Below are 16,154 nucleotides of genomic sequence, written 5' to 3' on the forward strand. Positions count from 1 at the left end.
GGCTATGCTCAAGTTTTGTAGAATATCTTTCAGTACAGTTTCCTTGTGTTATTTAAACAGCGTTCAATATAAAGATAATTAAAGGTCATCAAAAAAAGGTTGTTGATGTTGTTCTCAGTTCAGTGGGTTATATGATGATAGTCTTAGGGCTTCACTAGTTGAAAAGTTTGAGATTTAAAGATGTATTATCCGTGAGTTCAAAAACTGTTTTCGCCATTTATTTTTTAAAAGTAAATGGCATGATAATGATGATAAATCTTTAAATCAAACGTGGTTTCTACCACCCCAACTTTCTTAACATATTCCGGTTACTTAAAACATAAAAGATTAGTAATCATAGCGGTAATTAATATTCTGTTGAATCTGAACACTATTACCTAAAATTTTATAATGAATCTTCAATTTTTAGTAGAATTTATCCATGAAAATTGAAGATTCATGGTCAACATTTCAAGGTTTGTATACAATAATTGATAGCAATAGAAGGGCCTATTTAGATTTGTGCAAAAATTAAATTTGAAAAATTTTCTATCAATAGCTATTCTAATAATCAGTTCTATTCAACTGTCAGCGCAGATGAATGAAGATTTAGGTTTTCTGACCTTTTCTTTCTCTCCCTTAGGTAGTGATAATATAGAATATCGGAGTACTGATATGGGGGGTAGTATTCCTATGAGAATTCAAAAAGGTGTCTTGATTAGTTCCCTTAATTATAGTTTTACTAATATAAAAGTCGATAATCCAAATCTGGAATATTCCGCAAGTGAGTTAGAGCATATACATTCATTAAGTTATGCCTTATCCTATATTCATCCTTTAGAAAACAACTGGAAATTACTGGGAAGGGGCGGGTTAATGGCGGTATCCAATTTTTCTTCGGCCTTAACAGCAGATGACTTGTTTTTAAATGGAACATTATTGCTCATCAAACGCTTACAAAAAGAAGAAAAATTATCTGTATTAAGTTTTGGCGGTGGTTACGCGACCTTAGCAGGAAAGCCTATGTTTTTTCCCTATATCAATTATTTTAAGCAGAGTAGTCGGCATTGGTCATACAATCTCGGCTTTCCCCAAGCTTTCTTGCGCTATCATTTTAGCCCTCATACTAGGTTAAGTCTAAATGCAAGCATCAATGGCCTGTATGCCAACTTTAGTAAGCCTATTGTTGTTGATGTTGTTGGCCTTAATGAAACGGCAAAAAAGTTATCATTTAGAACCGGTTTTTTGGGTATAGAATATCAAAATCAACTGGGTAAATATTGGAATCTTTTTTTGAAAGCCGAATATGCCTTTTGGGGAGATTACATGTTAGAAGATAACTTTGAAAATGATATTTTTAAGCAAGATGTATCAAAAGGATTGTATTTTACAACCGGCATGAAACTGAATGTTCTAAGAAACAAAACAAGAGGTACGAAGCCGAGAACGGAGTCTAATTAAGAAATGTACCGATTACTTCAAATATTCGTATGGTGAAGAAAAAATTACAGTCTAAAATTTTGATTCACACGGTAATCTGGTTGTTTTTCGTGCTGATTATTTCATCTCAGATATACCTTCATACGAGCGAGGTACCTTATAATTTTTTTACAAGAATACTTTTTAATATTAGCTTGTTCTATATCAATTACAGTATTCTGGTACCATATTTTTTACTTAGAGAAAAAAGAATCTGGTATGTTACGTTAGTACTTTTACTTTGTTTCATAGCTATGCAGATTCATATTTCACTTGATATTTATATTCAATCTGGATTTTTGATGAATGGTGTTGCTAAAGCCTTTACCGCGGTAAGTATTCTCTTATATATTTTTCTTGGTTCAACTATACGTGTCTTTGAAGAGTGGCGTCGTAATGAACTGAAAAAGAGAAAAATTCAAGAAGAAAGAAATATGACCGAACTCAAGGCCCTCAAAAATCAGATCAACCCACACTTTCTTTTTAACTCTTTAAATAATATATATTCCCTTGTGGTTAAAGAGTCAAAAAAAGCACCAATGCAAATAATTATGTTGTCTGATTTAATGCGTTATATGCTATATCAAACAGATGATGAGTTTGTATATTTAAAAAGTGAAATTGAATACCTGCAAAATTATGTGGCCCTTCAAAAAATGCGATTGTACAATAATGCCGGAGTACGCCTGCAAGTAATAGGGGAATTAGAGGGTCAAAGGATCCGACCATTGCTATTTGTGTCAATTGTAGAGAATGCATTTAAGTATGGTACCTACAATGTAAATGATGTGCTAATTGAAATACTGTTTAAAATTAAAGGCAATAATATTTATTTTGAGTGTCGAAACAAAATAGGAGGGGAGATTAAGGAAACAGCGGATTCTGGTATTGGACTCAAAAATACCAAGGAACGTTTTGAATTACTATATCCTGATAAACATGATATTACAATCCGTTCAACGGATGAGATTTTTGAAATTGGCATACATTTAAATTTGATATAGCCAGAATGATGAATTGTATTATTGTTGATGATGAACCCTTGGCCGCAGATTTGATAAGCGGTTATGTGCACCAAATAGAATATCTCAATCTGGTAGCGGTGTGCAGGAAACCTATGGAGGCTATTAATATTTTAGGAAACCAAAAGATCGATCTCGTATTTCTAGATATTGAAATGCCGCAATTGACCGGTATAGAATTGGTGAAAACGATTTCAAACATGCCTCTTTTCATTTTTATTACCGCCTATCCGCAGTATGCTTTGGATGGCTTTAACCTAAACGCAATTGATTATTTGGTCAAGCCTATTCCTTTACAACGTTTTATAGCATCGGTTACCAAAGCCAGGGAATTATGCTTGCTCAAAAATTCTGATGATAAAATATCTACAGCAGATGATTTGTCATTACCTTTTATTTTTGTGAGGTCAGAACATCAGAACATTAAAATAAATATTGATGAAATAACCCATATTCAGGGGTTGAAAGACTATATCAAAATTTATACCTGTACATCCGGAAAGGCAATTTTTACATTATCAAATTTCAAAGATATTCTTGAAAAACTTCCTCGTTCAAGATTTTTGCGGGTACATAGATCTTACGTTGAAAATATGGCCTTTCTTTCTGTTTTGAGAAAAAACAGCCTTATTATACACGGCGACTTGCTCATCCCCATTGGTGAAACATTTAAGGATGAGGTTCATAAGCGCTTGGGTTTAGCATAGTTCGTCCCTTCTGAATTAGGGTTTGCAGACGCCTTTTTATACTACGTAGAGTTTTTTTTAGAGCCTGTATTTCGCACTCTACATTTGCCTTGTAACATAAAAAACATGTATATGCAAACAAGACAAAGCTTGTTGATCGTTGTGGCTCTATTTATAGGTATTATCGCTGTGGGGCAGTCAAAAATAGATAGAATAAAGGCCATTCCGCCCGAAGAAATGGCTCAGAAAATTACAGCACTTCAAAAAGATAAACTCGATTTGAATGAGACACAGGAGGCCGAGATAATGGCTATTAACCTAAAGGCGGCACAGGATAGAAGGAGTATTCTCGAAAATTCTAGTCTGATAAAAATGCGAAAAGAAATGAAGGTGGTACAAGAGTATACCGATAACAAGATTACTTCAGTGCTGAACCCAAACCAGATTGAACTTTATGCAACGAATAAGGAAAACATTCGGCAGGAAGTTAGAGAATATTTTGAAATTCAATAGGGAGGTCCAATGATCGATATAGTAACAAATACCGACAAATCTGTAGCCACGTTAGAAAAAGAAATTATGGTATTGGTTTTCAAAACTAACGCTAGACGAATTCATGAAATGTGGCTAAGGAAAATATTGTCAGGCTATTCAAAAATACTGCGCATCGATTTTGACTTTGAAGATTGTGATAACATTCTTAGGGTCGAGAGTCTAGAAGATATGCGTGAAGAAATAACCTTATCTGTAAGAGCCACTGGATTGTATTGTAAAGAACTCGAAGATTAAAAAGATTATGGAAATTTTTAAGTTTGAATTATATACCAATTCCATTTATCAAATGTTCTGGGTGATGTACGACATTAGTAGGGTTTGTCTTAAAAGCAAGCTAGATTTTAACTCAACCCAGAACTTTACCCTTATGATAATTTATGATTCAGATTTGAGTTATGAGCAAATAGAAACGATTTTATTAGATAATGATGTGAACTATAATCTAGTTGATTGAGATTCTTTCTGTTCTAAATAGCTAAGCGATAAATTTTTTCGAAAGAATTAGTTTTGAGACGGCTTCAGAAACAGTATTTAAGTTTTAAGATGAGTTTCTTTCTCCTATTAGAAAAATTAATTTAGAGGGCAAAATCTACAGCGGCCTATATTAGTTTGCAAGGTATTGAAGCTAACCGTATTGAAAGTGCCATTGGGTATGGTGAGAAACAATTGTTGAACCGTTGTGCAAATGGAGTTAAATGCACCAAAGACGAGCACGATATTTATCGAAGGTCAGAATTTATTATTGTTCGACTATAAGATTGAAATGTTTTTATGTGAGAGATTTCAGTAACTAAGAAGCTTAGTTGATAAAATTCGAATCCTATTTTTTAAAGCAAAAAGGATTATTCTTGGCTGAATTCTGTCGCTAAGATTGTTTTACAAGCCCATACCTTCTAACATGCTCTTTGCTAATCAGTCTGAGAATTTATCTGCTGATGAGAAGTTTTCTCAATCCTTAAGTAATTCTAAATACAACACAAAACCAAAGCCCTAGCTTTTAAGCTTTCTTACTTTAACATAAATAATTCTCTAGCGCAGTATTTAACAAGTAACTTGTTATTTGACGATTAAATCATTTGGGATAAGAATAGTGTAAAAGTTCTCATTTTCAATTGCGGTATAACATAACTTTATCCATAGAAAAACTACCCAATAGTGAACATATTAGGTTCATTGCGGCATATATTCCATCGCTACACCAAAAAGGGTGAGAATAGCTATGTCATGTCTTCCGGAAACAAAAATTCTCGTTGGTGGAAGGAAGGTATTCTCTACCAGATTTACCCTCAAAGTTTTAAAGATTCAAATGGCGATGGTTTTGGTGACCTTAATGGGGTTATCGATAAGCTAGATTATTTAGAAAGTCTTGGTATTACCATCGTTTGGATGAACCCCTTTTATGAATCCCCACTAATCGATAATGGTTACGATGTCAGTGATTATCGGGCGATTCTGCCTCGTTTTGGAAAAATGCAAGATTTTGAAAAAATGATAAAAGGAATGCACAAAAGGGGAATCAAATTTGTGATGGATTTGGTCGTGAACCACAGTAGTGAAGAGCACCCTTGGTTTAAAGAGGCCAAGAAATCTAGAGAAAGTCCTTTTTACGATTATTACCACTGGTGGCCGGCCGAAAACGGACAACCCCCGTACAGGCATAGTTTGTTTGACCCCAATGGGGCTTGGGAATATGTAGATACCGTAAATGCCTATTACCTACATACATTTACCAAACATCAGCCCGATTTAAATTGGGAAAACCCGAAACTTCGAAAAGAGATTTTTGATATTATGAAGTTTTGGGCCAATAAGGGTGTAGATGGTTACCGTTTAGATGCCTTTCAATTCGTGAGCAAAGACATTACCTGGCCTAATTTTCCGGAAGGGCACGAAAAAGAATACGTTAAATGGTACGGTATGCGTCCGCAGTTGCACGGTTATCTCAACGAAATGTATAATGAGGTGCTCAGTAAATATGATGTTTTTGCGGTAGCCGAAGGAACCGGAAATAGTTTTGAAGACGCCCATAATCTGGTAGACGAAAGCCGCAATGAACTGCAAATGGCCTATCATTTTGAAACCATCAATCTCTCATCAACACTTGCTCGATATTCGCTTTTCGACTTTAAGCAGGCTTTTACAAAGTGGGATCAATCTTTTACCGAAGAAGGCTGGTTGGCCATATTTCTGGCCAATCACGACAATGCCCGGCTCGTAGATCGGTTCGGTAACCCATCTGAAAGATTTAGAACGGTTTCTACACAACTTTTAAATACTTTTCTGATGAGTATGCGCGGTACGCCCTATCTCTATTATGGTGATGAGTTAGGCATGACCAATATTGATATGCCCCATATTAGCGATTATGACGATATTGAGGCACACGGTCGGTACCAAGCGGCATTAAAGGCCAATGCGGATATGAATGAGTTTATGAATACGCTCAACTACAATTCTCGAGAAAACGGCCGCACCCCGATGCAATGGGATTCATCGGATCATGCCGGATTCACCTTTGGAACTCCCTGGAAAAAAGTGAATCCGAACTATTTGAACATTAACGTAGCTCTTCAAAAGAAAGACCCAAAGTCGGTTCTTAACCATTTTAGGAAAATGACAAGGGTAAGAAAAACAAACCTGGTGCTTGTATACGGAAAGTACGACCTGTTGCTGCCGAATCACGAACAAGTCTACGCTTTTACCCGGCAAATGAATGATACAAAAATGTTGATTTTACTCAATTTCTCTGAAGGTGAAGTGTTGATAGAACTGGATGAACTGACCGGTTTATCTTCGAAAAATTGTGTAATTAATAATTACGATGATATCAACATTGTCTCTGGGTCAACAACCCTTCAACCATACCAAGCCACTATTTTAAAAATGTTATAAGTGCTTTTAATTTCTAAGGCAGACCAATCTTGGGTAGATGTTTGGCTTAAATGCCGTTACTTTGCATTGTTTGAATATTGCAAGAATGGATACTATAAGCATACGAGAGTTTTATAAAGAGATTTGCGGTGATACGGTCTGTCAGTTAAACGAGTTTTTAGACAGTGAGCAATCAAGTGATATAGGTCATTTTAATATTTTCAATATTGAAAAGTTCTATAACTGTAGCAGTAAAAAGCCAGAAATGACCTATAACCGAAGACGTTATTATAAAATTAGTCTGATAAAAGGTAAAAATCTGGTAGAATATGCAGATAGGTCGGTTCTGATTGAAAAGCAGGGTATACTCTTCGCCACACCAAAAATACCTTACCGATACCTTCCCCAAGACACGAATCAAGCAGGCTATTTTTGTGTTTTCACCAAGGAGTTCGTTTCCAAATCGATGACAGGCCTTATTCTAGATGACCTTCCTATCTATCAACCGAACAGCGATTTTGTCTTTCAACTGAATGATGAGCAATTCTCTGAGATTGAAAGTATATTTTTAAAGATGGATGCCGAACTTTCATCTGATTATACCTATAAATACGATTTACTGCGCAACTATGTTTTTGAGCTCATCCATCAGGGGCAAAAACTAAAGCCGATGGAAAATACGGTAAACGAGCATAATGCGGCAAGCCGAATAGTATCGTTGTTCATCGAACTTTTAGAAAGACAATTTCCCATAGAAGATGACGTGCAAAGGATACAATTAAGAACACCCAATGATTTTGCCGAGCAGTTGGGTATTCATATTAACCACTTAAATAAAGTTTTAAAACAATCTACAGGTAGAAGTACTTCTCAAATTATCAACAGTAGGTTAGTGGAGGAAGCAAAGGTGCTATTGAGGCAAACCCAGTGGAACGTTTCTGAAATAGCATTTGCCCTAGGTTTTGATGAATTGGCACATTTTTCGAACTTCTTCAAGAAGCATACCCAATTGTCTCCGTTAAAATTTCGTAATTGATTGAATTTTGTAAATAACGGATTGTTTTTTGCAATCTAGGTGGGTGAAATTAGGCAGAACTTTGTCGTTCATTTAAACTCACACACAATGAAAAGTAATTTAAACAAAGTAGCCTTGGTCACTGGCGGTAGTCGTGGCTTGGGAAAGGCAATGGCATTGGAACTTGCGGAGAAGAATTTTGATATCATCCTTACATACCATAGCAATGAGTCAATGGCGAACGAAGTCGTTGAAGAAATACAAACGAAAGGAAGAAAGGCCGTGGCCCTTCAACTTGATGTGGCAAAAGCCAACACCTACGATCAGTTTGTTGCTGAGGTCAAGAATAGTCTCTCAAGTGTTTTTGAGATCAATAGTATTCACTCTTTAGTCAATAATGCCGGAACTGGTATTCATGCATCTTATGAAAGCACTACCGAAGCACAATTTGATGAAATGGTCAATATTCATTTAAAGGCGGCCTTTTTTCTTACCCAGAAACTACTGCCAATAATTTCAGATTGTGGTAGTGTAGTAAATATTTCTTCAGGGTTGGCTCGATTCAGTTTCAATAATTATTCGGCGTATGCCATCATGAAAGCGGGTATTGAAAGCTTAAGTCGCTATCAGGCGCAGGAATTGGGCAGTAGAAAAATTCGAGTGAATACGGTTGCTCCTGGAGCTATCGAAACCGATTTTGGTGGAGGTGCTGTACGTGACAATCAAGAAATGAACGATATGATTGCCGGTAATACCGCTCTCGGGCGAGTAGGATTACCTGATGACATTGGCGGTGTAGTTGCCTTTCTTTGCGGCGAAGATTCCAAATGGGTCAACGCCCAACGAATTGAGGTTGCAGGCGGTTTTTACATCTAGAACAAGACCCTATTCGAACAATGTATAGAGCCGCTAACAGCGGCTCTATTTCATTTGATTTTGAAAAACTTGATGTATATTTTTCTATTCACAGTTTACCTGTGTTAGAGTTCTATTTAACCCCAATTCTTCTTTTCCACCTGTTACTATTGCTTTATCATCCTCAAGTTCGATTGTTAGTTCTGTTGTCGACTCCGTTCCCTCTTGTGAAAAAGTATAGGTGACCTTAATCATATCTCCAGTAAGTTTTCCGGTCAAATCTCCCTTTCTTTGGTCTTTTTCAGCGGGCAACCAATTGTAAGATCCGTTCACCTTTCCGTCCATAATTGTAAGGTTTAATTCTTCTACATCTTTGAGTCCTGACGAATCGTTATAGGCATATTCATTTCGAAAACATAGCATATCTTCGCCTGAGTTTTCTTTTTTTGATTCTTTGCATCCTAAAATAATAAGGCAAGAAACTATGATCAGTTTATTAAATTCTTTTATATGGATCATTGCTAGATAGGTTTGTGCCGATTAAAGTGTTATATGAATTTACGTAAAAGGGATATTTTTAGATGAAGGGTAGAGTAAATTAGTGAAGAGTTCTTGCCACTTAAATCCATTTTACGGTTCAAGTTCCAGCACTTTTTAGTTGTTTCAGCGATTTCGCGAAAATCGGATTTACTGTAAGCGGTGAAAGAATTTTAATCAGGTTTTTAATTAAATAAGCTGAATTATTGTAATTAATTATCAAAAGCCTAAAATACCACCGTTTAAATTTCTTACACCTAAAAGTTTTAATATATCTATCGATTCCGATAGGGATTAGTTGTTTAAGTGCTTATCTTACATACATTGAAAATCAAACAACTGTATGGCTCTTAAGGTTGCTATTAAGCACAAAACCGTTTATAAGTATGACCGTTTGGTCAATTTATCACCTCACATATTTAGATTACGCCCGGCTCCGCATAGTAGAACGCCTATCGAAGCATATTCTATAAAAATCAAACCTGAAAACCATTTTTTTAACTGGCAGCAAGATCCATTTGGCAACTATTTGGCACGGCTTGTTTTTCCAGAAAAAACCGATATTCTTTCGATTGATGTTGAAATCATTGCTGACCTAAAAACAATCAATCCTTTTGATTTTTTTGTAGAAGATTCGGTTGAAGATTTTCCATTTACCTACAATGATGCATTAAAGAAAGAGTTGCGACCGTATCTTGAGGTAACCGAAAACGGACCCTTATTGCAAGGATGGGTAGCGAAAATAGATTTGACACCGCGGCGCACGATTGATTTTCTAACCGCTCTCAACCAGAACCTATATAATTACTTGAATTACACCATTCGTTTAGAGGCGGGCGTGCAGACCTGTGAACAAACCTTAGAAAAAAGATTGGGTTCTTGTAGAGATTTTGCATGGTTGCTGGTGCAGACCCTCAGACATTTAGGGTTGGCGGCAAGATTTGTGTCGGGTTATTTGGTGCAATTAAAGGCCGACGAAAAATCATTGGACGGCCCTTCGGGTCCCGAAGAAGATTTTACCGACCTTCATGCTTGGGCCGAAGTGTATTTGCCAGGCGCGGGTTGGATCGGTCTTGATGCGACGTCTGGGCTTTTGGCCGGCGAGGGCCACATACCTTTGGCATGCACGCCCTCGTTTGAGAGCGCGGCCCCGGTATATGGGCTTACAGACCCTTGCGAAACACAGTTTGAATTTGAAAATAAGGTCACCCGTATTTTTGAATCTCCGCGAGTGACCAAGCCTTATACCGAAGATCAGTGGAACGAGATTTATAATCTTGGTTTCAAAGTAGAGGAAGAACTTGAGAATAACGACGTAAGACTAACCATGGGTGGGGAGCCTACCTTTGTTTCCATTGACGATATGGAATCGGACCAGTGGAATACCGCTGCCGATGGGGAACACAAAAGGCAACTTGCCAGCGATTTGGCCAATAGGTTGCTGAGTAGTTTTGGTCAAGGGGGGATGCTGCACCATGCTCAAGGGAAGTGGTACCCCGGGGAAGCGCTACCCAGATGGACTATTGGAATTCATTGGCGTAAAGACGGTGGTATTATTTGGAAAGAATCCAAATGGTTAGCTTCCTTTTCAAAATCGTATGAACTGCCCTCCAACATAACTTATGATTTTTTAGATACCTTGACCCAAAAATTGGTATGCCCGAACGACTCCATCATGCCTGCTTATGAGGATGCCTTCTACTTTTTGTGGGAGGAGCGTAAACTACCCGTCGATGTTAACGGTAAGGAGTATGGTAAAGATGATTCGGCCCTAAGGCGTAAGCTAGGGGAGGTGCTGGAGCAAGGTACAAGTGAAATAGTCGGTCACGTATTGCCTTTGTCAAAAAGTGGTGGACGATGGTTATCCAACAATTGGCAATTTAGAGGCAATGAGTTGGTTCTGGCCCCCGGAAACTCTCCGATTGGGTTGCGCTTGCCTATAGAGTCATTACCACAAAACCCCGAAGTAGCTTCAGAACCGACGGCAGAACCAGAGCTTTTTGAGCCTAAAAATAACTTGCCTTCCTATGGTGAGGATTTAAAAATAAGGGCCAATAAAAACCTTGATGATTATCCTAAAAAGCATCCTTATGTTAGAACGGCACTTTGCGCTGAGGTTCGAGAGAATAGATTGCATTTGTTTTTACCACCTCTCAATACCGCCGAGGCCTTCTTAGACTTGATTTCATCAATCGAAGCCGTGGCCAGCGAATTGCAAGTTCCTGTAATTATCGAAGGGTATGAACCCCCAAAAGACAACAGGTTAGAGGTTTTAAAAATAACGCCCGACCCTGGTGTAATTGAGGTAAATGTACATCCTTCGAAAAACTGGCAAGAACTAACCGACAATACATTCAAACTTTATGAAGAGGCAAAAAAGTCTCGGTTGGGTACCGAAAAATTTATGCTTGATGGTAAGCATACAGGTACCGGTGGGGGCAATCATGTCACCTTAGGGGGCACTACGCCCGCCGATAGTCCCTTACTGCGCAATCCACAATTATTAAGAAGTCTTGTTACTTTTTGGCAGCACCACCCAGGATTATCCTACCTGTTTTCCGGTGCTTTTATTGGGCCTACCAGTCAAGCGCCTCGGGTAGATGAAGGGCGATTAGAAAATTTATACGAATTGGAGATTGCCTTTGCTCAAATTCCAGAGGATAAAGAAGTGCCTTTTTGGCTTACAGATCGTTTGTTCAGGCATTTGCTTACCGATATTACAGGTAATACCCATCGGGCAGAATTTTGCATCGATAAGCTGTATTCACCTGACTCATCCTCGGGTCGACTCGGTATTTTAGAGCTTCGGGCTTTCGATATGCCACCACATGCGCAAATGAGCCTAATGCAAATGTTGTTAGTGCGAACTTTGGTTTCATGGTTCTGGAAAAAGCCCTATAAGCATGATTTGGTTCGATGGGGTACTGAGTTACATGACAAATTTTTGTTGGAGCATTATGTGAAAGAAGATATTGCCGATATTGTTTCGCAACTGAATGAAGCAGGCTACCCATTTAAACTGGATTGGTTCGATCCGTTCTTTGAATTTAGGTTTCCATTATATGGCATGGTAGAGATTAATTCGATGCAAATAGAGGTGCGAATGGCCATTGAACCTTGGAACGTACTTGGCGAGGAAATGTCCGGTAGGGGTACCGCCAGATATGTCGATTCTTCTTTGGAAAGGGTTCAGGTAAAAGTGAAAAATTTTGTTGAAGAACGTTATAACATTACTTGTAATGGGGTTAAAATCGAATTAAGCCCAACTGGTACCAAGGGCGAGTACGTTGCCGGTGTTAGGTACAAGGCATGGCAACCTTGGTCGGCCCTGCACCCGACCATCGGTGTAGATGTACCTTTGGTATTCGACATAGTGGATATGTGGAATAAAAAATCAATTGGGGGATGCACCTATTTTGTATCGCACCCCGGTGGCCGTTCCTACGATACGTATCCAGTCAACAGTTTAGAAGCAGAATCTCGCCGGATTAACCGATTTTGGGAATTTAACCATACCCAAGATGAGGTACTTTCTATGGAACCGAAATTAGGTACAAATTTTGTCGGCCGATCGGTTGAGCGAAAGAATGCTTCAAGTACATTTGTATATAAGGAGGTACCGATCAATCCAGAATACCCACACGTTCTTGATTTGCGCAAGAAGTAATTATAGAAGATGCCGTTAACAACTACCAGCTGGTTAAGTAGCTACAGTACTGAGTACAGTAATGATGAAATGTTCGATGCTAACAATGGGTTAAGGCCTTATTGGCGTAATCTGCTGGCAGAGTTTGAAAAATTTGGTGTTGAAGGGTTGAGGTCTAGACAAAAGGATGTTGATTGGCTACTAGCAGAAAATGGTGTAACCTATAATGTATACAACGATCCAAAGGGCATGCATCGCCCTTGGAACTTGAATGTGATACCTTTTTTGGTTCGTCAAAATGAATGGGCTGGCGTTGAGAAGGGAATCAAGCAACGCGCCCTACTACTCGATTTGGTGTTGAAAGACGTTTACGGAGAACGTCGATTGATCAAAGAGGGAATCATACCGCATGAAGTAATCTATGGCCATAGGGGGTTTTTAAGGCAGTGTGACGGAATTCAATACCCCAATAACACCTTTCTTTCGATTTATGCCGCCGATTTGGCCCGTGGCACCGATGGTAGGCTCTGGGTGGTCAATGACCGTACCGAGGCTCCTTCGGGTATGGGTTATGCCCTTGAAAATCGTTCTACCACGAGTCGAATACTTCCCGATATCTATGGGGCAATGAATGTTAAAAGACTGTCCGGGTTTTTTAATGACCTGAATCAGATGTTATTGGATGCATCCCCAGTAAAAAAGGAAAATCCGCATATCGTTATCCTGACACCCGGTTCACATAACGAAACCTATTTTGAACATGCTTACCTATCCTCCTTTCTAGGATATCCCTTGGTTCAAGGTAATGACTTAGTTGTTCGTGATGGTTTTCTTTGGATGAAATCATTGCAAGGGCTGAAAAAAATTGATGTGGTTTGGCGTAGGGTCGATGACCTTTTTGCGGATCCGTTAGAACTCCGTGAAGACTCGCATTTGGGAGTCGCAGGCCTTTTAGACGTAGTTCGTAGAAAAAATGTGTCCATAGTAAATCCAGTTGGCAGTGCCGTAATGGAAAATCCGGGTCTCATTCCCTTTATGCCATCGGTTGCCAAGTATTTTTTGGATGAAGAGCTTATTTTGCCTCAAATTGCTTCGTGGTGGTGTGGCCAAGAAAAAGAGAAAAACTATGTACTCAACAATCTTTCGCAATTGGTTATCAAAAGAATAGACAGAACCAATCGTGAGAGCATACATTTTGCAGAGTTTCTGTCGGCGGTTGAGTTAGAAAAACTTAAACTGGAAATTAATAGAACCCCATATAGATACGTAGCCCAAGAAAAAATAAACTTCTCAACGGCACCCAATTTAGTAAATGGAGATATTGAAGCTCGAAATCTGGTGACCCGTTCTTTTTGTATTGCTGCCAGAGAAGGTTATAAAGTGATGCCCGGGGGGTTGGTTCGAGTAGCTCCGGACCGTGAAACGGTTAGGGTTTCAAACCAAAGAGGCGGTACCAGTAAAGATTTTTGGGTGGTTCAAGAAGAGCCGATTTATGAAGACTATTCCAGAAATTGGCATAAGCAAAGTCCTGTTTCCATTTCAGGATTGAACGATCTCCCCAGCCTAACCGCTGAAAATCTATTTTGGGCCGGCCGATATGTAGGTCGTACCTTGGTCATGGCCCGTTTTATAAGAATGGTTATCAGGCAGTTGGCCTTGGTTCAGAAGAGTGATGAAAACCCCCAATCGGAAAAACTTGAGGTTCTATTGAAAGCGGTAACTAGCCTAACGGGAACCTATCCTGGTTTTGTTGAGGAAACGGAAGAAGGTGAATCGGCTATGGATAATCCGATGAAAGAAATGCTTTCCATTTTGCTTGATGCAAATCGGCCCGGAAGTATGGCCCATACCATTAATATGTTCAGTTACTCATACTATTCGATACGCAACCTATGGTCAAGTGATATGTGGAGGGTTTTTGAAAACATTCAACATATATGGAAAGCCTTTGAATCGAGTGGAGAGAGTTCTATCAACAAAATTTTGAAAGTACTCAATCAACTAATAACGAGGTTGATTGCTTTTATGGGTTTGATCGAAGAAAGTATTTTGGTCAAACAAGGTCTGCTATTATACTTTATCGGTTTGCAATTGGAACAAAGTATTTTGACCATAGCCAAATGCCGGTCATTACTGGCCATTAAATACGATGAGCAGATTGAATACGATTTGCTTGAATACCTTTTGACCAGTCACGAAAGTTTGAATATTTATAGATATAGCTATCGATCTTATATAAAACTGGAGCATGTTCTTGATTTGGTCGTTTTAGATTTAGAATATCCCCGGTCATTGACATTCATGATCAATAGAATTCAAAAGGATATTGCCAGATTACCGCATTCCCGAAATGACAATAACTTGGCAAATTATCAAAAGTATGTTTTAGATGCTTTTTCAAAATTGCGATTGGCCAGTTCATCCGAACTATCAAAAACAGAAACGGATGATGAATATGTAAGGGAAGAATTAGACGCCCTTTTTGCCGAGTTGACCGACTTGCTCTACAAAACATCTCAATCCATTACAAGCACCTATTTCAGTCATACCGACAAACAGAATCAATTGGTGGTTCAAACTTTTCCTTTTTGATATGCTCTTTAACGTTACCCATACCACAGAGTACAACTATAACGCCCCTGTTAGTTATTGCCATAATTTGGCGACGTTACGACCTAGGCAAGCAATGGGGCAGCAACTGTTAGATTATAAGATTGAAATAACGCCCAAACCTTCTGAAATTTCGGAAAGAGTCGATTTTTTTGGCAATTATATCACTCGTTTCTCCATTCAAACAGAACACACTGCCCTGAAAGTAACCACCCGAAGTAAATTAGCTCGAAATTTTTCCACGATTTATGACAATCTTTTTTCAGATGAGTGCAAGAGGGTTACACTAGCTGAAGCACTTCAAAGTTTGAAAAGTAATGATTTGTCAATTTTAGATGCCAAACAATTTACGTTGGAATCTATTTTTATTCGAAGAGCGAATAAAACAATTCGTGAATATGCCAAGGCATCTTTTCGGCCCGACAGATCTGTTTTTGATGCCACTTATGAATTGATGCAACGTATTTATACCGATTTTAAGTTCGTTTCAGGTTTTACCAGTATTTCTACCCCCGTTGCCGAGGTCATGCGCGAAAAAAAAGGCGTCTGCCAAGATTTTGCCCAAATCGGAATATCTTGTTTACGCTCGGTCGGTTTGCCCGCAAAATATGTGAGTGGGTACATAGAAACGATACCGCCAAAGGGTAAAGAGAAATTGGTCGGTACAGATGCTTCGCATGCTTGGTTCTCGGTTTTTATTCCTGGGTACGGCTGGGTAGATTTTGACCCTACCAATAACATGATTCCAAAAAACCAACATATTGTAGTTGGTTGGGGGCGAGATTATTACGATGTTCCACCGTTAAAAGGGGTCGTTTATGGCAGCGGCAAGAGTAAATTAAAGGTTTCTGTTGATATTGCACCTGCTTCCTAAATTTTATCATGAATTAATTTAACCT

General features: G+C 38.6%; 13 protein-coding genes. 12 read left to right on the top strand and 1 reads right to left on the bottom strand.

Annotated elements, in window-relative coordinates:
* Positions 1–576 precede the first annotated feature (576 nt).
* The 9 genes from IL356_RS15220 (at position 577) to IL356_RS15260 (ending at position 8,483) form a co-directional block, all read left to right on the top strand.
* Positions 577–1,440, top strand: coding sequence for a DUF6268 family outer membrane beta-barrel protein (locus IL356_RS15220; protein WP_162987846.1), 864 nt, complete (start codon positions 577–579; stop codon positions 1,438–1,440).
* A 272-nt stretch (positions 1,441–1,712) separates the two neighbouring features.
* Positions 1,713–2,462 carry a sensor histidine kinase gene (locus tag IL356_RS15225; protein ID WP_162987847.1) on the top strand — a complete coding sequence of 250 codons (750 nt, stop codon included), beginning with the start codon at positions 1,713–1,715 and terminating at the stop codon, positions 2,460–2,462.
* Positions 2,463–2,467: 5 nt separating this feature from the next.
* Positions 2,468–3,187 (top strand): LytR/AlgR family response regulator transcription factor, encoded by a 720-nt coding sequence (locus tag IL356_RS15230; RefSeq protein WP_121848381.1) that lies wholly within the window; start codon positions 2,468–2,470, stop codon positions 3,185–3,187.
* Between the two features lie 111 nt (positions 3,188–3,298).
* Complete coding sequence (locus tag IL356_RS15235; protein ID WP_162987848.1) at positions 3,299–3,679, top strand: hypothetical protein; 381 nt, start codon at positions 3,299–3,301, stop codon at positions 3,677–3,679.
* Positions 3,680–3,688: 9 nt separating this feature from the next.
* Positions 3,689–3,955 carry a hypothetical protein gene (locus IL356_RS15240; RefSeq protein ID WP_121848383.1) on the top strand — a complete coding sequence of 89 codons (267 nt, stop codon included), beginning with the start codon at positions 3,689–3,691 and terminating at the stop codon, positions 3,953–3,955.
* Between the two features lie 7 nt (positions 3,956–3,962).
* Positions 3,963–4,175 carry a hypothetical protein gene (locus IL356_RS15245; protein WP_121848384.1) on the top strand — a complete coding sequence of 71 codons (213 nt, stop codon included), beginning with the start codon at positions 3,963–3,965 and terminating at the stop codon, positions 4,173–4,175.
* 701 nt (positions 4,176–4,876) lie between these two features.
* Positions 4,877–6,613: a glycoside hydrolase family 13 protein gene (locus IL356_RS15250; protein WP_240467934.1), complete on the top strand. Its 1,737-nt coding sequence runs from the start codon at positions 4,877–4,879 to the stop codon at positions 6,611–6,613.
* Positions 6,614–6,698: 85 nt separating this feature from the next.
* The gene (locus IL356_RS15255) at positions 6,699–7,628 is read left to right on the top strand and encodes a helix-turn-helix domain-containing protein (protein ID WP_121850663.1); all 930 of its coding nucleotides are present in this window, start codon (positions 6,699–6,701) and stop codon (positions 7,626–7,628) included.
* Positions 7,629–7,715: 87 nt separating this feature from the next.
* The gene (locus IL356_RS15260) at positions 7,716–8,483 is read left to right on the top strand and encodes an SDR family NAD(P)-dependent oxidoreductase (RefSeq protein ID WP_121848385.1); all 768 of its coding nucleotides are present in this window, start codon (positions 7,716–7,718) and stop codon (positions 8,481–8,483) included.
* Between the two features lie 84 nt (positions 8,484–8,567).
* Here the strand turns inward: IL356_RS15260 and IL356_RS15265 are convergent, their stop codons facing one another.
* On the bottom strand, positions 8,568–8,981 hold the full coding sequence (locus IL356_RS15265; protein WP_121848386.1) for a hypothetical protein: 414 nt from the start codon (positions 8,979–8,981) through the stop codon (positions 8,568–8,570).
* A 361-nt stretch (positions 8,982–9,342) separates the two neighbouring features.
* Here IL356_RS15265 and IL356_RS15270 point away from each other — a divergent pair, with 361 nt between their 5' ends.
* The 3 genes from IL356_RS15270 to IL356_RS15280 are packed head-to-tail and all read left to right on the top strand — an operon-like array spanning position 9,343 to position 16,129.
* A complete protein-coding gene (locus tag IL356_RS15270; RefSeq protein WP_121848387.1) occupies positions 9,343–12,666 on the top strand; it encodes a transglutaminase family protein in 3,324 nt (1,107 codons plus the stop codon).
* Between the two features lie 9 nt (positions 12,667–12,675).
* Complete coding sequence (locus IL356_RS15275; RefSeq protein WP_121848388.1) at positions 12,676–15,237, top strand: circularly permuted type 2 ATP-grasp protein; 2,562 nt, start codon at positions 12,676–12,678, stop codon at positions 15,235–15,237.
* A 1-nt stretch (position 15,238) separates the two neighbouring features.
* Entirely contained in the window at positions 15,239–16,129 is an 891-nt protein-coding gene (locus IL356_RS15280; RefSeq protein ID WP_121848389.1) for a transglutaminase family protein, read from the top strand.
* The last annotated feature ends 25 nt before the right edge of the window (positions 16,130–16,154 follow it).

It is taken from the genome of Euzebyella marina, from assembly GCF_014855515.1.
Lineage (GTDB): Bacteria > Bacteroidota > Bacteroidia > Flavobacteriales > Flavobacteriaceae > Euzebyella > Euzebyella marina.